General features: G+C 76.6%; 12 protein-coding genes. 4 read left to right on the top strand and 8 right to left on the bottom strand.

The window, feature by feature from the left end:
• Window position 1: 1 nt before the first annotated feature.
• From IHE55_RS01500 to IHE55_RS01490, 3 genes are all read right to left on the bottom strand, one after another.
• Window positions 2-601, bottom strand: coding sequence for a LysE family translocator (locus IHE55_RS01500; RefSeq protein ID WP_197987354.1), 600 nt, complete (start codon window positions 599-601; stop codon window positions 2-4).
• Between the two features lie 267 nt (window positions 602-868).
• Window positions 869-3931 carry an alpha-mannosidase gene (locus IHE55_RS01495; protein ID WP_197987353.1) on the bottom strand — a complete coding sequence of 1021 codons (3063 nt, stop codon included), beginning with the start codon at window positions 3929-3931 and terminating at the stop codon, window positions 869-871.
• A gap of 328 nt (window positions 3932-4259) precedes the next feature.
• Window positions 4260-5738, bottom strand: coding sequence for an alpha/beta hydrolase (locus tag IHE55_RS01490; RefSeq protein WP_232265409.1), 1479 nt, complete (start codon window positions 5736-5738; stop codon window positions 4260-4262).
• 244 nt (window positions 5739-5982) lie between these two features.
• Between IHE55_RS01490 and IHE55_RS01485 the strand changes: the two genes are divergently transcribed.
• Window positions 5983-6657, top strand: a complete 675-nt coding sequence (locus tag IHE55_RS01485; protein ID WP_197987351.1) for a maltokinase N-terminal cap-like domain-containing protein — start codon at window positions 5983-5985, stop codon at window positions 6655-6657.
• Window positions 6658-7029: 372 nt separating this feature from the next.
• Here IHE55_RS01485 and IHE55_RS01480 read toward each other — a convergent pair whose 3' ends face one another.
• A complete protein-coding gene (locus tag IHE55_RS01480; protein ID WP_232265783.1) occupies window positions 7030-7695 on the bottom strand; it encodes an adenosylcobinamide amidohydrolase in 666 nt (221 codons plus the stop codon).
• 1030 nt (window positions 7696-8725) lie between these two features.
• On the opposite strand from IHE55_RS01480, the gene IHE55_RS01475 reads away from it, so the two are divergent.
• The gene (locus tag IHE55_RS01475) at window positions 8726-10090 is read left to right on the top strand and encodes a cytochrome P450 (RefSeq protein ID WP_197987349.1); all 1365 of its coding nucleotides are present in this window, start codon (window positions 8726-8728) and stop codon (window positions 10088-10090) included.
• Window positions 10091-10262: 172 nt separating this feature from the next.
• Here the strand turns inward: IHE55_RS01475 and egtD are convergent, their stop codons facing one another.
• From egtD to egtA, 4 genes are all read right to left on the bottom strand, one after another.
• A complete protein-coding gene (gene egtD / locus IHE55_RS01470) occupies window positions 10263-11225 on the bottom strand; it encodes an L-histidine N(alpha)-methyltransferase (RefSeq protein WP_197987348.1) in 963 nt (320 codons plus the stop codon).
• Window positions 11222-11977, bottom strand: coding sequence for an ergothioneine biosynthesis protein EgtC (gene egtC, locus IHE55_RS01465; protein ID WP_197987347.1), 756 nt, complete (start codon window positions 11975-11977; stop codon window positions 11222-11224). The genes egtD and egtC overlap by 4 nt, the downstream gene beginning before the upstream one ends.
• Window positions 11978-12051: 74 nt before the next feature.
• A complete protein-coding gene (egtB, locus tag IHE55_RS01460; protein WP_197987346.1) occupies window positions 12052-13404 on the bottom strand; it encodes an ergothioneine biosynthesis protein EgtB in 1353 nt (450 codons plus the stop codon).
• Entirely contained in the window at window positions 13404-14684 is a 1281-nt protein-coding gene (gene egtA, locus IHE55_RS01455) for an ergothioneine biosynthesis glutamate--cysteine ligase EgtA (protein WP_197987345.1), read from the bottom strand. The genes egtB and egtA overlap by 1 nt, the downstream gene beginning before the upstream one ends.
• 527 nt (window positions 14685-15211) lie before the next feature.
• Between egtA and IHE55_RS01450 the strand changes: the two genes are divergently transcribed.
• Together IHE55_RS01450 and IHE55_RS01445 are read left to right on the top strand one after the other, a co-directional pair.
• Complete coding sequence (locus IHE55_RS01450; protein ID WP_197987344.1) at window positions 15212-16096, top strand: ATP-grasp domain-containing protein; 885 nt, start codon at window positions 15212-15214, stop codon at window positions 16094-16096.
• A gap of 581 nt (window positions 16097-16677) precedes the next feature.
• Window positions 16678-18201: a GMC family oxidoreductase gene (locus tag IHE55_RS01445; RefSeq protein ID WP_197987343.1), complete on the top strand. Its 1524-nt coding sequence runs from the start codon at window positions 16678-16680 to the stop codon at window positions 18199-18201.
• The last annotated feature ends 240 nt before the right edge of the window (window positions 18202-18441 follow it).

The raw sequence follows: 18441 nt of genomic DNA, 5'->3' as shown, positions 1-18441 counted from the left end.
CTCACGCCACCGCCAGCCGTACGCCCAGGAGCACGAAGCAGGCGGCGAACACCCGGCGCACGCCGGTCATCACCGCGGGCCGGCCCACCACCCGGTCGCGCACCGCCGCGGCGCCGATCCCGTACGCGGCGAAGACCACGAACGACATGGCCATGAATACCGCGCCGAGCCGGAGCATCGCGCCGGCGCCGGCCCCGGCCGGGACGAACTGTGGCAGGAAGGCGACGAAGAACATGGTGAGTTTGGGGTTGAGCAGGTTGAGCACCACCGCGGAGGCGATCACCCGGGCCGCCGGCTCCGGTGCGTCCCGCTCCGTGACCGGCGGCGCGCCCGTCTCGCGCAGCGTCGCCCACGCCATGTACAGCAGATAGCCGGCGCCGAGGTACTTCACCGCCTGATAGGCGACCGTGCTGGCGTGCAGCAGCGCCGCGAGGCCGGTGACCGTGGCCAGCAGGTGCGGAAGGATGCCGATGGTGCAGCCGAGGGCGGCGACCACACCCGCCCGGCGGCCGTGGGACAGGCCGGCGGTCAGGGTGTACACCACCCCGGTGCCGGGGGTGACCACCACGACCAGGGTGGTCAGCAGGAACGCGATACTCAAGGGGACCTCCGTGTTGCCAGGTCCCCTCACCCTGCCGGTGGCCATGGTCCGGTGGACAGAGCCAAAGGCGGCATGATCCACCGGACCATATTCGGTGCCGGGTGCCGGGTGCCGGGTGCCGGGTGCCGGGATCTCCGCGCGCCCGGCCGTCGGGCCGCCCGGCCGTCCGCGCGCCCGGCTCTCCGCGCCCCGGCCGTCCGGGGGCCGGGGCGCGCGGGCGGGCCGTGATCCCGGGCGGCGGAGGGCGTGTTCCCGGTGCCCGGCCGGTCAGGTGCGGGCGCCGCCGCGGGCCAGTCGCAGCGTGACGATCTCGAAGGGACGCAGGTCCAGCGGCACCTCCCGCCCGGTGTGCCCGGCCGTCTCCACCGGACGCTCCAGCAGGTCGCACACCGCCACCGACGCGACCGGGAACCCGGCGGTCAGCCGGGCGCGGGTCCGGCCGCCCAGCGACTCGTACAGCCGCACCACCACGTCCCCGGAACCGTCGTCGGCCAGCTTGACCGCGCTCACCACCACCGCGTCACCGGACACCGACACCAGCGGCGCCACGGCGCGGTCCCCCGGCACCCGCCGCGGGGGCAGATTGATCCGGTACCCCTCCCGGACCGCGTCCGCCGTGCCCGCGCCGGGCACCAGCGCGTACCGGAACCGGTGCACGCCCTGGTCGGTGCCCGGGTCGGGGAAGCGGGGCGCCCGCAGCAGCGACAGCCGCACCTCCGTGGTCGTCCCGCCGGACGTGCCCCCGGGCCCGGGGCGCACCGCGCGGCTCACGTCGTAGCCGTACGTGGAGTCGTTGACCAGCGCCACCCCCCAGCCCGGCTCGGCCAGGTGGACGAAGCGGTGCGCGCACGCCTCGAACTTCGCCGCGTCCCAGCTGGTGTTGGTGTGGGTGGGCCGGTACAGGTGGCCGAACTGCGTCTCGGCCGCCACCCGGTCGGTGTGCACGTCGAGCGGGAAGGCCGCCTTGAGGAACTTCTCCGTCTCCCGCCACTCCACCTCGGTGTCGAACTCCAGCCGCCGCTCGCCCGGCGGCAGGGTGATCCGCTGCTCCACCCGGGAGGACCCGAAGACCCGCACCACCCGCACCGAGGTGTCGTCCAGCAGCTCCAGCCGCTCCACCCCGGTCAGATCGGACACCGTGTTGCGGTAGAAGTGGTCCACGTCCCAGGCGTCCCACCGGTTCGGCAGGTCGGGGTGGAGCTGGAGCAGCCCGGCGGCCCGGCCGGGCGCCACGACCTCCCGGCCGGCGGCGATGTCGTACACCGACACCGGCAGGCCCCGGTCGTCCACATGCACCCGCAGTACCCCGTTGTCCAGCCGGAACCCGCCGTCCGCGGCCGGCGCCGCCGAGGTGAGGACCGGTACCGCCGGGAGCCTGGCGGTACCGGAGGCCACCGGCGCGGCCCCGCCGGCCGGCACCCCGTCGCGCTCGTGCGGCGCCGCGTTGAACACCACCGAGCTGCCCGCCGACGCGTCCCCGGCCAGCGCCGTCTGCGCGGCCCCGATGATCTGTTCCAGCTCCCGGGCGACCGCCGCGTACCGCTCCTCCGCCTCCCGGTGCACCCAGGCTATGGAGGAGCCGGGCAGGATGTCGTGGAACTGCAGCAGCAGCACCGTCTTCCACACCCGGTCCAGTTCCTGGTACGGGTAGCGGAAGCCGGTCCGCACCGCGGCCGTCGCCGCCCACAGCTCGGCCTCCCGCAGCAGGTGCTCGCTGCGCCGGTTGCCCTGCTTGGTCCGCGCCTGGCTGGTCAGCGTCGCCCGGTGCAGCTCCAGGTACAGCTCCCCGGCCCACACCGGCGCGTCCGGGTACTCCTCCCGGGCCTTCTCGAAGAACGCCGACGGCTTTTCGAAGACCACCCGCGGCGAGCCCTCCAGGTCCGCCAGCCGCCGGGCGCGCGCCAGCATCTCCCGGGTGGTGCCGCCCCCGCCGTCACCCCACCCGGTGGGGGCCAGCGAGCGGGTCGCCCCGCCCTTGTCCCGGAAGTTGCGCACCGCGTGGGCCAGTTCGCGGCCCGACAGCTCCGCGTTGTAGGTGTCGATCGGCGGGAAGTGGGTGAAGACCCGGGTGCCGTCCAGCCCCTCCCACCAGAAGGTGTGGTGCGGGAAGGTGTTGGTCCGGCTCCAGGAGATCTTCTGGGTCAGGAACCACCGGGCGCCGGCCAGCCGCACCAGCTGCGGCAGGGCGGCGGAGTAGCCGAAGCTGTCCGGCAGCCACACCTCCTCGGTCTCGATGCCGAACTCCTCCAGGAAGAACCGCTTGCCGTGGACGAACTGCCGGGCCAGCGCCTCGGACCCGGGCATGTTGGTGTCCGACTCCACCCACATCCCGCCCACCGGGACGAACCGGCCGTCGGCCACCGCCTTCTTGACCCGCGCGTACACCTCCGGCCGGTGCTCCTTGATCCAGGCGAACTGCTGGGCCTGGGACATGGCGAACACGAAGTCCGGGTCCTCCTCCAGCAGCGCGGTCATGTTCGCCGCCGTCCGGGCCACCTTCCGCACCGTCTCCCGCAGCGGCCACAGCCACGCGGAGTCGATGTGGCTGTGCCCGACCGCGCTGATCCGGTGCGCCGAGGCGTGCGCCGGCGCGGCCAGCACGTCCGCCAGGCGTTCGCGGGCCCGTCCGGCGGTGGCGTTCACGTCCTGGAGGTCCACCGCGTCCAGCGCCCGTTCCACCGCCCGCAGGATCTCCCAGCGGCGCGGCGTGTCCACCGGAAGCTCCGCCATCAGCCCGCCCAGCACCTCCAGGTCCTGCACCAGCTCCCACACCGTCTCGTCGAAGACGGTCAGCTCCATCCGGCCCAGCCGGTACAGCGGCTCCGGGCCGGCGGTCAGCGGGTCGCCCAGCGCGGTGGGGCGGAACGGGCGGTGGTCGTCGAGGATCAGCGGGTTGGCGGCGGCCTCGATGTGCAGCTCCACCGCCTCCCCGCCGGCCACCGGCGCACCGACGCGGACCCACCGGTTGAGCGGGTTGAGCCCCTTCACCGGGGAGCCGTCCGGCCGGTACACCAGCCCCTCGCACTGGAAGCCCGGCATGGCGTCGGTGAACCCCAGGTCCAGCACCGCCTCCACGGTGCGGCCCGCCCAGCCGTGCGGCACGGTGCCGGTCACCGTGAACCAGCAGGTGCCCCACGGCGGGCCCCAGGCGTCCCCGGCGCGGACCGGCGTACGGGGGGCGGCCAGCCCCTCGGCGACCGGGACCGGTTCGCCCGGCGCCTGCCACATCCCGACGGTCAGCGGTACGGACCGCGGGCGGACCGCCGGGCGTATCCGCTCCTGGAGCACCCGCCGGAGCCGGTCTTCGGTGATGCCACGGTCGTTGTGCATGGCGGACCCCCACTCGTCGACGGCCGGCCGCCGGTGGGACGGGCGGCGGGCGCACGTGCGGAGCCTCCCGCCCGCCCGGCCGTACACCGGGACGGCACCAGGTGAATGCATCGTGGCGGGCCGGACTGGAGAACCGGCCTCAGCCCGGGCGGAGTGCCCCGGGCGCCGCCGGGATTCTGCCCGGCTCCGGACCTCCGTACCGCCCCCGGGGCCTCGCACCGGTGTTCTGGACGCCCGCAACCGCTGTGCGGCCTACGGGCGTTGGCCGCCCGGCGCCGGACACGGGGGACCGCCCGTGCGGTGGGGGTACCGCACGGGCGGCCGGGGATCAGCTCCCGGGGCTGAGCAGGAAGCTGTCGAGGACCTGCTTCACATCGTCCTGGGTGTAGAGCCAGTGGCCGACGGTCTCCGAGACGTGCAGCCGCGCCCCGGGGAAGGCGCGAGCCATGCGCCGCGCACCGGGCAGCGGCGTCGCCTGGTCGTACCGGGCGTTGGCCACGAGGGCGGGCGGCAGGTCGCCGGACGCCTGGGCGGGCCGGGGCTTGGGCGGCATGCTCCAGCCCTGGCAACCGAGGACCATGTCCAGGGCCTGGGCGTTGTACCGGACGTGCGGGGCGGCCTTCGCCACCCGCCCCATGATGGCCCGGTACTCGGCGTGGTCGCGGATCCGGAAGTCGTTGTCCCGGCACAGCACCAGCTGCACGACGGAGTCCGAGCGCCCCGGCCACAGATGGACCTCGCCCTTCCCGGTGTGCAGGGCGGCCAGCTGCTCCGTCGAGACCTGGGGGCTCCAGCCGCGCAGCACGGCGGTGAGTATCCCCGACAGCTGGTCGGCGGTCAGCTTCCGCCGCGTCGGTCCGGTGGGGCCCGGCTCGTGGAGCGTGCCCGCCTCGGCGCGGTCGAACAGCCGCGAGGTCAGCGCCAGCACGTCCTCGCCCTTCAGCACGCAGGACGCGTCCTGCGCACACCATGCCGCGACCTTCCTCAGGGCGCCCTCCACCGCGACGCTGCCGTCCGTCAGGTAGCGCTCGGCGTCCGGCCGTTCCGGATCCATCGCGCTGTCCAGGGCCAGGGCGCGGAGGTTCTCCGGGAACAGCCGCGCGTAGCGCTCGCCCAGGAAGGTGCCGTAGGAGTGGCCGATGAAACTGATGGTGCGCTCACCCAGCGCGGCGCGGATCGCGTCCATGTCGCGGGCGACGGTCTCGCCGTCCATGTGGGCGGCGAGCGGACCGGACCGCTCCAGACAGCTGTCGGCCAGCCGGCCGTTGAGGGTGCGCAGCCGGTTGAACCCGGCCGCGTCGCGGGGCCGCGCCGGGATCGATTCACGGATCGACTCGTCGCAGGTGACGGAGTTGCTGCGACCGATGCCGCGCGGGTCGAACCCCACGATGTCGAAGCGCTCCCGCAGGGAGGCGGAGTAGCCGGAGTAGGGGTCGTCCGCGTACATCGCGGAGTCGGCGCCGGGAGCCCCCGGCCCGCCCGGGTTCGTCATCAGCACACCGACCCGCCGCCCGGGGTCGGTGGCCCGGTGCCGGGCGACGAAGATGTCGGTCGTGGGGCCGTCCGGTTGCGACCAGTCCACCGGCACCCGGAGCGTGCCGCACTGCACCTGCGGGCCGGGTGCGGGGAGCGGATCGCTCGCCGGGCAGGTGCCCCAGCGGATCGAACCGGTCGGGGCCGGGGCGCCGGCCGGGGTGGCGGACGCCGGGCCCGGGACCGCCAGGGCAGCGGCCGAGGCGGTCAGGGTCAGCAGGACGGAGAGGACCCGGCGCCCGGCGTTCGGATGCGGTTGTCTGCGCGTGATCATGCGCATCACGGTCGCGGCTCCGTGTGGTGGCGCCGCGATGAGCACATGATGAGCGGGTAACAACGACGCCGGTACATCCACGGAGGTCACCCGCCCGTCGCGCGGGTGCGGCCGGGACAACACCACGCCGGGCGCGGCGGGTTCCGGAGGCTCGCCGGCAGCGCCGGATGGCCGGTCCCGGGTGCCGGGGGCCCACCCCGGCGGTGGCAGGATGGGGGCTCCGACCAGGGAAAGGTGCCGCCGCATGGCCGTCATTCACCGTACGACGCTGACGCCCACGAAACTCGAACTGCTCACCCCGTGGCTGCCCGATCAGCCGTGGTACCGGGGCGGCGGAAGCCGGCCGGAGCTGTCCCGGGTGGGCGGTTTCCGGCTCGACGACCCCGACGGGGAGGTCGGCATCGAGTTCATGGTGGCCCGGGACGCCGCCGAGGACCGGCCCGGTGACTACCTGGTGCCCCTCACCTACCGCGGGGCGCCGCTCGCCGGTGCGGACCGGGCCCTGCTCGGCACCTCCGAGCACGGGGTGCTGGGGCGCCGGTGGATCTACGACGGGACGTACGACCCGGTGCTCGTCACGCAGTTGTTCGCGTTCATGCTGGGCCGGGTCGAGGCCCAGGCCCAGAGCATCAGCAACCAGACCGACCCGTCGGTCACCGGCCGCTTCGCGGACGCCGTGATCGGGACGGTGTCCGGGCCGGTGGAGGTGGGCCACGGTCCGGAGGGCACCGATGTCCTGGTCCGGGCAGGGGCGGCCGGTGAACTGACGCTGCGGTTCCACCGTGTCCTGGCCCCGGCGGGACCGGGCGCGGCCGACGCGGGATCCGCCCTGGGCGAGGTCACCGCCGAATGGCAGGGACCCGACGGTGGCACCTGCCGCGGGCTGTTCGCCTCGGTGCACACCGCCGGCACCGCCTGAGGCGGCCTGCGGCCGGGGTGCGGGCCGCCGGCCCGCACCGCGGACCCGGCACCCGGGACCCGGCACCGCGGACCCGGTACCGCAGCCCCGGCTGACCTGCCGGACGCCGGAAGCGCCTGACGCGGCGCAGCCGGTCCCGGCCGATGTGCCGGGAGCGGGCCCGCCGGAGCGGGGTGCCCCCGGCCGGCCCGGGCCGCCGGCCCGTGCGTTCCCGGTGCGGGACGCTCCCGCCGGGCAGGGAAAAGGGGCACGAACGCCGGTGGTGACGGACCGTCAGAAGGCGGCGCCCCCGCCGGGAACCCGCGGCGCCGGTGGGGCGCGACGCCGCCGGGCCCGGGGCGGGCGGCCGCCCGCCGCGTTCCGGACACGGCGTCACGGTGCGGCGGCGGCCCGCGCGGCGGCGCTCCGTACGGCGGAGTGGACGGCGCGGGCCAGCCGGGATCCCCACCGTGAGCGAGGTCCCGCGAAGGCGTGGACCTCCGCGCCCGGCACCGGCGTGTGCGCGGCGACACAGACGGCGTCGGTGGGCGTGCCGGAACAGTCGTAACCGGCCTCCAGCAGCGCCTGCACCTTCGCCTCGGTGGCCGTGGCCACCGCGTTGACCAGCGCGGCGTCGGTCAGGGCCACCGGGAGGGCGACGACGATGTTGACGGTGCCCGGCGGGGCCGGCACGGCCGAGGCCACCGCCGGGGACTCCGCCGGGGAGGCCGCCGCCCACCCGCGTACGCCCAGCCCCGCGGTGGCGACCGCGGCCGCACCACCGTCCCGGGCATGGCCGTACGCCCCCACGTCGGCGGCCGTCATCAGGCCCACACCGGCCCCGGTCACCCCGGCGTCGGCGGCCAGGCCGGCGAGGTGCCGGTCGGCGTCGGTGCGCCGGTAGCCGTGGGAGACCTGCGCGTTGAGGACCCAGGCGCGCTCGCCGATGCCTCCGCCCAGCACCGCGCTGCTGATCATCCGCCAGCCCGGGCCCGCCCGCCACAGCAGAGCGCTCAGCCGCTCGCCGTCCTCGGTACGGGTCAGCAGGCGCACGGACAGCGGGCCGGCCCGCGAGGGCTCGACCGGGGCCGCCGCCGGGGTTCCCTCCCGGCCGTCCTCACCGGTGCGCCGTCCCGGCCCGCTCACCGCCCTCCCTCGGCAAGCCGCTGAGGGGGCTTCCTCTCCGCATGCCCCTGCCTGGCGGTACCCGCGGGACGGTCCCGGCCGGGGCGGGGGTGCCAGGCCGTCGACGGCCGGCCTCCGGCCGCCGGGCCGTCGACGGTCGGCCTCCGGCCGCCGGGCCCAGCCCGGGTACGCCGAGCCGTCGCGCCGGGCCGGCCCGCAGGGCTCGACCGAGGCCGCCGCCGGGGTTCCCTCCCGGCCGTCCTCACCGGTGCGCCGTCCCGGCCCGCTCACCGCCCTCCCTCGGCAAGCCGCTGAGGGGGCTTCCTCTCCGCATGCCCCTGCCTGGCGGTACCCGCGGGACGGTCCCGGCCGGGGCGGGGGTGCCAGGCCGTCGACGGCCGGCCTCCGGCCGCCGGGCCGTCGACGGTCGGCCTCCGGCCGCCGGGCCCAGCCCGGGTACGCCGGGCGGGCACCGGGCCGGACACCCGGGTGGCCCCGACCTCCCCGGGCCCGCCCCGGCCGCCGGACGGGCCCACCGGCCTCGCCCTGCCGGGGAGCCCCGACCCCGTCCCCGGCTCCCGGACGGCCCCGGCCCTGGCGCTGCCGTTCGACCCCGGACCCCGTGCCGCTGGCCCGACCTCCGGCGGGACGTCGCGGCGCCGGGCCCTCCGCGCGGAGGCAGGGCCGGCCCGGGCGTCACCCCGTCTCCCGGCCCCCGCCTCCGTGCCGGCTGCCGGTCGGCGCGTCCGCCGGATGTCCCGGCCCGGCGGGGGGAGACTCCTCCATGACGGGCACGCGCGGGGAGCGCCGGCTCGTCCGGCCGGGCACCGGCCGGGGCATCCCCCGAAGTGCCGCGGCCGGGCACCCGGCCCCGGCACCCGGCCGCGGCACCCACGCAAGGCACCCGGACGGAGCACCCGGTGAGCCACCGGGAGAGGCACCCGGTGAGAAGGGACGGACGGCCATGGACATCCCCGGACCCGAACCCTGCCCGGACGGTGGCGCCGCCGCGGTCGCCGCCGCAGGCGGGCTGCACACCTACCAGCTGCGGCTGCACGCCGCCCACGGCCCCGTGGTGCGGTTCCCACTGCCGGGCGCCGAGGAGGCCGTGTCGATCGCGGATCCGGTGCTGCTGGAGGCGACGGCCGGCCTCGACGAGCGGCCCCGGCGCCTGTTCGCCTTCCTCGACCCGCTCTTCGAGACCGGGAACCTCCAGGTGATGCCGGCCCACGAGCACACCCCGTGGCGGCGGCAGGTGCTGTCGGTCCTGACCGGGCGCCGGTCCCACGAGCGGCACTTCGCCGCCTTCACCGCACTGGCCACGGAACTGGCCGACCGCTGGGACGAGCAGGCCGACGGCGGGCCGGTCCGGCTGCTCGACGACCTCGCCGCACTCTCGCTGCGGATGATCTGCCGCTACGCGCTCGGTGGTGACGCGGCCGATCCCGACCGGGTGGTCGCCGCGTTCGAGGCGGTACTCGCCGAACACCTGGGCCGGCTCTACCCGGACCCCGACCACGGCCCGGCGGCGGCACCGGCCGCGGGTGCGCAGGAGGCCCTCGCCCACCTCCGTGCGACCGTCGACCAGGCGGTCCGAGGACACCGCGCCGGCGGCCGCACCGATGCCGGCGACCTGATCGGCACGCTCGTCGAGGCCGGGGCGTCACCGGCGCGGATCCGGGACACCGTCATGGCGGTGCTGCTCGCCGCGCACCACACCACCGGGACGGCCGTCGCATGGACCCTGTACCTGCTGGGGCACCACCCCGGGGCGGCCCGGCGCGTCGCGGACGAGCTGGACCTGGTACTCGGTGACCGGCCGGCGCCCGACCACGCCGACCTGCGGCGGCTGGAGTATCTGCGGATGACCATCGACGAGTCGATGCGCCTCTACCCGCCCGGCCCCTACGGGGCCCGCGAGACGACCGGGCCGCTGACCGTGGGCGGCTACCGGATCCCGGCCGGGACGACGGTCTTCTACCCGTTCTGGGCGGTCCACCTGAACCCCGACCACTGGCCCGAACCGGAGGTGTTCCGGCCCGAGCGGTTCACCTCCGAGGAAGCCGCCCGGCGCCCGGCACTCGCCCACCTGCCGTTCGGCCTCGGCCCGCGCGCCTGCCCGGGCGCCGCCCTCGCCATGACCGAGGCCGAGCTGGTCCTGGCCGTCCTGCTCAAACGCTTCCGATTCCACCCGGTACCGGGACACCGGGTCCGACCGGTCGAACGGTTCGTGCTCCGGCCGGCCGACGGGCTCCCCATGACGGTGCGCCGGCGGACGGCGGAGCACGGCCCGGGCGGTGTGCCCGGCCCGGACCACCCCGCCGGGTGAGCCGCCGGACCTCGTACGCGAGGGGGCCGGGGCCGGACGGTTCCGGGCCCTCGCGGGGCGGCCCGGCCCGGCGGCGGGGCGCGCCCCTGCTCCACCGGAGCGCCCCGGCGGGTCCGGGCCGCGGCGCAACGCCCGGCCCGGACCCGCCGGGGACCCGCCGCGGCCGGTCGGCTCAGACCCGTACCGCCAGCGAGAGGGCGAACCGCCCCGCCCCGTCGGTCCACCACCGCCGCGGTGCGAACCCGGCCGCGGACAGTTCGCCGTCCACCCGCTCCCGCCGGAACTTCGCCGACACCTCCGTGCGCAGCTCCTCGCCGGCGGCGAAGTGGACCAGCAGATCGAGCGCCGGGACCTTCACCGTGGTCTCGTCACGGGCCCGCAACCGCATCTCGATCCACTCCTCGGCGGCGTTCCACACCGCCACGTGGTCGAAGCCGTCCGGGTCGAAGTCCGCCCCCAGCTCCCGGTTGATCACCGCCAGCACGTTCTTGTTGAACCGGGCGGTGACCCCCCGCGCGTCGTCGTACGCGGCCACCAGTGTCGCCTCGTCCTTGACCAGATCGGTGCCGAGCAGCAGCGCGTCCCCGGGGGCGAGCAGGTCCGCCACCGCGGCGAGGAACTCCGCCCGCTCCCCGGGCAGCAGGTTGCCGATGGTGCCGCCGAGGAACGCCACCAGCCGCGGCCCCGGGGTGTCCGGCAGGGCGAGCCCGGACTGGAAGTCGGCGACCAGCGCGTGCACGGACAGCCGGGGGAACTCCTCCGCCAGTGCCCGCCCGGCACCGGCCAGCGCGCTCTCGCTGACGTCCACCGGCACGTACCAGGCCGGCCGGGGCAGCGCCCGCAGCAGCAGCCGGGTCTTCTCCGACGACCCCGACCCCAGCTCCACCAGGGTGCGGGCGCCGGTGACCGCCGCGATCTCCCCGGACCGGTCGCGCAGGATCTCCCGCTCGGCGCGGGTCGGGTAGTACTCGGGCAGCCCGGTGATCTCCTCGAACAGTTCGCTGCCCCGGGCGTCGTAGAACCACTTGGGCGGCAGCTGCTTGGGGGAGCGGGTCAGTCCGTGCGCCACGTCCGCGCGGAGCGCCGCGGCCGTGGCATCGACGGGAAGGGTACGGGTGAGGGTGAACGGGCTCACGGTGCGGGCTCCTTGAGCGGAGTGAGGACGATCTCGGTGCGGGTGGCGGTCAGCAGGGTGTGGTCGGGCACTTCCGTCCACAGCGGACCGTCGTCGTAGGGCTCGGAGGCGACGACCGTGCCGGCGGCCGGGTCGGCGCGGTACCACAGGGTGTCCCCCCAGGCCGTCGCGGTGATCGACGATCCGTCCGTCAGCAGCAGGTTCAGCCGGGCCCGCGGCGCGGCCGCGGCGACGGCGGCGACGGTGCCCGCCAGCGCGTCCGGGGCCGGCCGGCCGGTCCGCAGACCGTGCAGCACCAGCGCCCACAGCAGCGCGGCGTCACACCGCGCCGCCAGTCCCAGCAGCTCGGCCGGCGGCAGCTCCCCGGCCAGCGGTGCCAGCGACCCCGGCCAGCCCGGCACCGCCCCGTTGTGGCTGAACAGGTACGGCCCGTCGGCGAACGGCGCCGCCGCCGCCTCGCCGTCCGCCCCGGGCAGCGTGGCGGAGCGGACCGCCGCCAGCAGCGCGCCGCTGCGCACCACCCGGGCCAGGTCGGCGAACGCGCCGTCACCCCAGATCGGCCGGTCGCGCCGGTAGCGGGCGGGCACCGGATCCCCGGGCGCGTACCAGCCGACCCCGAACCCGTCGGCGTTGACCGTCCCGTACCGCTGCCGGCGCGGCGCCCAGGACTGGCGGTACAGCCCGTGCTCGGGGCGCACCAGGATCTCGCCGAGCGGCACCGGGGGACCCAGGTACGCCAGATGCCGGCACATCAGCGCCACCCCCCGCCCGCCGGTACCGTCCCGCGCCCCCCGCCGCACCGCCCCGCACGGCCGCCGGACCGCCGTCACCCGGCCACCTCCGGGCCGGCGTCGCGCGCGGTGCGGAAACCGGCGAAGATCTGCCGCCGCACCGGCAGGTCCCAGTTGCGGAAGGTGCCCCGGCACACCACCGGGTCCACCGCGAACGAACCACCGCGCAGCACCTTGTGGGCGGGGCCGAAGAACACCTGTGAGTACTCCCGGTAGGGGAAGGCGGTGAAGCCCGGGTACGGCAGGAAGTCACTGGCCGTCCACTCCCACACGTCGCCGATCAGCTGCCGCACGCCCAGCGGTGACGCGCCCTCGGCGTAGGCGCCCACCGGCGCCGGCCGCAGGTGCCGCTGGCCGAGGTTGGCGTGCGCCGGGGTGGGGTCGGCGTCCCCCCACGGGTAGCGCGTCGACCGCCCGGAGCGGGGGTCGTACCGGGCGGCCTTCTCCCACTCCGCCTCGGTGGGCAGCCGCCGCCCGGCCCAGCGGGCGTAGGCGTCCGCCTCGTACCAGCTGACGTGGAGCACCGGTTCGTCGGCGGGCACCGGCTCCACCACCCCGAAGCGGCGGCGCAGCCACTGCCGGCCCTCCTGCCGCCAGAACAGCGGCGCCCGCAGGTCGTGCTCGCGCACCAGGTCCCACCCCGGTCCGCTCCACCACCGCCGGTCCCGGTACCCGCCGTCCTCGACGAACCGCAGATAGGCGCCGTTGCTCACCGGCACGGTGTCGATGAAGAACGCGGGCACCTCCCGGCGGTGCGCCGGGCGCTCGTTGTCCAGCGCCCACGGCTCGGTCGACGTGCCCATGGTGAACGGCCCGCCGGGCACCAGTACCTCGGTGGGCAGCGGCCCGGCCGCACCGTCCGGACGCGGCGGCTCCGGCGCGGTCAGCACCGCCGGTCCGCGCCGCAGCTGGTGGGTGATGAGCATCGTCTCGTCGTGCTGCTGCTCGTGCTGGGCGATCATCCCGAAGGCGAACCCGGCGTCCACCAGGGGCGCGCCGTGCAGCGGGGAGGCCTCCAGCACCTCCAGCGCCCGGCCGCGCACCTCGGCGACGTAGTGGCGGGCCTCGGCCGGCGGCAGCAGCGGCAGCGAGGGCCGCTCGGCCCGCGGGTGCTCGAAGGCGTCGTAGATCGGATCGATGTCGGGGCGCAGCGCCGGCCGGCCGCCGACGGCGCGCAGCAGCCACTGCTCCTCCTGGTTGCCGATGTGGGCCAGGTCCCACACCAGCGGTGACATCAGCGGGGAGTGCTGGGCGGTGAGGTCGTGGTCGTCCACGCAGCCGGTCAGCGCGTGGGTGCGCTCCCGGGCGGTGTGCAGCACCCGCGCCGCGCGCCGGCGCAGCGCCTCGGGGTCGGTGGTGGGTTCGGTACGGGCCTGGTCGCGGGACATCACGGGCGCTCCTTCCCGGTCGGGCCGGTGAGCAGGTCGTCGGCCGGGCACCGGCCCCGGGCGACGTACCGGTCGGTGAACTCGGCCACCGCCGCGACGATCGCGGGCGAGGCGCCCAGTCGCGGCAGGGCCTCCAGGGCCAGTGCGAAGCAGTGCGTGGCCGCGGACCGCAGCTCGGGGTCGGCCAGGCCGGACCGGGCCGCGTTGCTCCACAGCCGGCTGCGCGGCGCGGGCACGTCGCCGGCCGTCTCGGCGAGCGGCTTGACCGTGCGGTAGGCGGTCTCGGCGGCCTGCTGGTCGTCGAAGAGGGCGGTGGTCACGGCGAGCGGCACGATCCAGCCGTCCTCCCCGGGCTGGGCGTCGATCATCCGCAGTTCGAGGTGACCGCGCGGCCGGACCGGCGGGAAGAGGGTGGTGAGGTGGTGGCCGAGGTCCTCGGCGGTGGGCCTGCGGTCGGCCCCGCCGCGGACCCAATCCCGGAAGGTGAGCCGGTCGGGGACGTGGAACGGGCCGCCGTCCGGTGGCCGGATGAACATCACCGGCGCGTCCAGCACGTACCCGGCCCAGGCGGACCGCGGGTCCGGCCCGTCCGGCGGCGCCTGGGTCCGCCCGGGGTCCAGCGCCGACCACAGGGCCTGGCGGGTGGAGCGGTACCCGGTCGGCGCCCCCAGGCGGAGCGGCGAGTTGGCGAACGCGGCGGTGAGCACCGCGCCCAGCAGATGGGCCATCCGCCACCGGCGGCCGGCGCCCAGCGGCCCCGGCTCGGCGTACCCGGCGTCCAGGCACACCTGGACGGACGCGGTACAGCACATCATGGAGCGCCCGGCGGTGCCCAGCCGGTCGAAGTACCGCTCCATGGCGGTGTAGCGGTGGTCGGTGAGGAAGCGGCGCGGCGGGCGCCACGGGTCGTGACCGTGGCCGGCGAGCCGGAGGCCGTGGCGGGCGAGCGCCTCGCGGACCAGGGAGAGGTCGGCGGAGGTGGTCTCCACACAGGCGGTGAGGGAGTCGGCGGGCCGGGAGCTGAGCTCCAGCTGGCCACCGGGTTCGAGGGTGAGTGCCGACCGCAGCGGCAGGGCGCGTACGGCGACGAACGCGGCGTCGAGCCGGTCGCGGGCGACGGGGGCCGCCGGGTCGCGCAGGTCGTGGACGAGCCATTCCAGTTCCACCCCGACGAGCCGGGGCGGACCGTTCTTGAAGCAGATGCCCCGCAGGTGGGCTTCGTATTCGGCCTCGGCAGTCGCGTCCCGCCGGGCCGCCGCGCGTTCGGGCACAGCCGTCATCTCCTGTCCCGTCACCGGTCCCGGTCCGCTGTGACACGGCCGGGCTGCCGTCCACCACTGTCACGGGCGAGGGCCGCCGGCCTCAAGAGTGCCTTCAGCCTCGCACAGCCCCCGTCTTCCCGCAGGCCGAGCGATCACGCTCCGGCACCGCGCGGTTTCCGGCGTCCCCGGCCGGGCCGCGCCGGTGTGCGCCGGAACGGCCCGCGGCTCCCTCCCCCGGACGGCGGTGCGGCCTTCGCCCGCCGCAGGGAGAGGGGGTGGGGACCGGGCTCCCGTCGGGACCTGGCCCCCGCCGGGACCGGGCCACCGTCGGGGCCGGAGCCGGCTCACCCGGGCGCCCGGCCCGGCATGGTCATCCCCGTTGTCAGGAGAGCGGCAGTCGTGCCGGGCCCGGAGTCCGGCGGCCCTCCCGCGGGACCTCGGGAAGGACGACGGGGGAGCGGGCCGGCGCCCGGGACGGGCGGCCTATGCTGCCCGGGAGCGCGGCACCGGAGCCCTCCCGTGCCGCCGGGCGGGGAGGGGAACCGGTGGGACGGGTGTCGGTGGCGCTGCTGGTCGCGGAGGAGCCGCAGCACGGAGTGGAGTTGCTGGTCGCCGCGCACCGGGCCCTCGGACACACGGTCGAGGTGAGGCACCTCGCCACCTACACGCCGGTGGTCCGGCCGGACGGCGAGCCGGCCCTGCGGCTGGGGGCGGACGTCGGGCACTCCCGCGCCTCCGCCCTGTGGGGGCTGACCGTGCAGGAGGCGCTCGCCCGCGCCGGCGGCCGCCTCGTGAACGAGGTCGCCGCGCAGCGGGCCGGCCGCGACAAATGGGTCTGCACCCAGCTCCTCCGGGAGGCCGGCGTGCCGGTCCTGCCGACGGTCCTCGCCGCTCCGGGGACCACCGCGGCGGCGCTCGTCGCGCTGCTGGACGGTGACGACCTGGTGCTCAAGCCGTTGGCCGGGCACAGCGGAGCCGGGGTGGTCAGGCGCCGCGGGGCCGCCGCGATCGACGAGGAGCTGGCAACGGCGGCACGGGCGGGCGGCATGCTGCTCGCGCAGCCGTACGCGGACGACGCCGGACGCACGGACCTGCGGGTCGTCGTCGTGGGAGGGCGGGTCGTGGCCTGCTACGAACGCCGAGCCCCGGACGGTGACTTCCGGACCAACAGCGGCCTGCCCGGCGCCGGACTGGCCGCCTGCACCCCCGACGCGGCGACGGAACGGCTGGCCGTCCGGGCCGCGGCGGCCTGCGGGCTGGAGATCGCGGGGGTGGACATCCTGCACACCGCCATCGGCGGCCCGCCGCACGGCCGCGCCGTCCTGGAGATCAACACGAACTGCGGCCTGGTCGTCGGACTGCCCACCCTCACCGGGAATTCGATGGCCCACGAGATGGCCGCCTACGTCGGGTCCCGGGCGGAGGCCTAGACACCGGGCGGCGGCCCGGAACCCCGGGCGGAGGTCGTCGCCCGAGTCGTTCCTCTTGGTCGGTGGCGGCGGTGGGCCGTGGCGTGGCGGCGGCTGCGCCGGAAGGGCCCGGCGCAGGGACACGCGGTCGTGCGGGCGGGGCGGCGGAGCGGCCGGAGACGGCGGAATCCTGCCGCGGGGATGCGCATGGTGCTGGTGGGGGTCGTTTTCCGCGGCCCGCTCCGGCGGCCCGGGCTGCGACGGCGGCCGGGACCGCGTGGGCGAGCACGGCCGGGGTGATGTGCCGGTGCCGGCCCGGTCGGCGGCGGCCGTCGTACCGGCCGAGCCGGCCGGCCCGCGCACGGGGTTCCGGGGCCGCGGGGTGTCCCGGGAGCGGACGGCCGGGAACGGCGGGGGCGGCGGCCGGCCGGGGCGGGCGGCGCCGTGAAACCCCCAACAACCCGCGCTTCGCGGCGCGTTGAGACGACGGACGGTGGTCCGACCGGCCGCCGCGGGGCCCGGGGCGCGCCCCGCCGGTCGCTATAGTGCGAACAGACTTGCGGTTGTGGCGGTGCGCCGCGGCCCGCGGAACGGGGGAGCGTATGGGCGGGGACGGGTACGACTACGTCGTGGTGGGCGGGGGATCGGCCGGCGCGGTGGTGGCGGCCCGCCTCTCCGAGCCGGCGGACGTCCGGGTCCTGCTGCTGGAGGCGGGCGGGGACGACACCGACCCCGCGATCCACGACCCGGCCGCCTGGTTCGGCCTGATCGGCGGCGAACACGACTGGCGGTACACCACCGTGCCGCAACCGGGCACCGCCGGGCACCGTCAGGCGTGCGCCCGCGGCAAGGTCCTGGGCGGCTCCAGCAGCATCAACGTGATGACCTACGTGCGGGGCCACCGGCACACCTTCGACGCCTGGGCCGCGGACGGCTGCACCGGCTGGGATTACCCCTCGGTGCTGGAGATGTTCCGCCGGATGGAGCACGTCGAGGGCGGCGATCCCCGCTTCCGCGGCACCGGTGGCCCCCTCCGCCCCAGCCTGGCGGACCGGCCCAACCCGCTGTCCGTCTCGTTCCTCGACGCCGCCGCCGAGCTGGGGCACCCGGCCGCCGGCGACTTCAACGGAGCCGGGGCCGAGGGGTACGGACGGCACGAGTGGACCATCCACGACGGTCGCCGGCAGAGCACCTCCGCCGCCTACCTGCGGCCCGCGCGCTCCCGCGCCAACCTGACGGTGCGCACCCGGGCGCACGCCCGTCGGCTGATGTTCGGCGGCGGACGGTGCACCGGGGTGGAGTACACCACCCCGGACGGCGCGGCGCACACCGTCCGCGCCGACCGGGAGGTGATCGTCTGCGCTGGGGCGATCGACTCACCGAAGCTGCTGATGCTCTCCGGCATCGGCCCGGCCGGCCACCTCGGACAGCACGGCATACGTGTGCGGGTGGACGCCCCCGAGGTGGGTGCCAACCTCCAGGACCACCCCCTGGTCGGGCTGGTCCACCAGGCGGGCGTGCCGCTGCCGCCGCCCCCGGTGACCACCGCGGAGGCCGCCCTGTTCACCCGCACCGGCGACCACCTGCCCTGCCCGGACCTGGAGGTCTTCCTCTTCCACATCCCCTTCCACCCGCGGCTGCTGCCCTTCCCGCCGAACTCCTTCACCCTGACCGTCAGCGCCATGCAGCCGCACAGCAGGGGAACCGTCCGGCTGGCCGGCCCGGACCCGGCCGCCGCCCCGCTGATCGACCCGCGCTACCTCGACGACGAGCGCGATGTCGCCACCCTGGTCCGGGGCGTCGAACTCGCCCGGGAGCTGGCCGCGAGCGCGGCCCTGCGCGCCTGGTCGCCGACCGAACTGCTGCCCGGCCCCGGGGAGACCGGCCGGACCGCGCTGACCCGGTTCGCCCGGGAGAACGCCGGCACCTACTTCCACACCGCCGGCACCTGCCGGATGGGGGCCGACGAGACGTCCGTGGTGGATCCCGCCCTGCGGGTCCGCGGCACCCGCGGGCTGCGCGTCGCCGACGCCTCGGTCATGCCGACGCTCCCGGCGGCGAACACCAACGCGGCCAGCATCATGATCGGTGAGATGGCCGCCGAGCTCATCCGCTCCGGCCGCTGACGCGGCGGACCCCGGGCGGCCGGACCGGCACCACCACCGGTCCGGCCGCCCGGGTGCGTCCGCGCCCGCGCACACGGGCGCCGCGCGCGCCCGCCGGGGCCGCCGACGGTCCGCGGAGAGGGGTCCGGAACCGGCGCAGACGACGGCCGCGGGATATCGAACCGGCGATCTCCACCCGTCCGGAGCATCCCGCCTCCCCAGGTCAGAGGGCCCGAGAGGTGAGACTGGCCGCCCGACCCC

Source organism: Streptomyces pactum (assembly GCF_016031615.1).
GTDB classification, from domain to species: domain Bacteria; phylum Actinomycetota; class Actinomycetes; order Streptomycetales; family Streptomycetaceae; genus Streptomyces; species Streptomyces pactus.
Note: the sequence above shows the minus strand (reverse complement) of the source record. Positions and strands in the feature narration are given on the sequence as shown.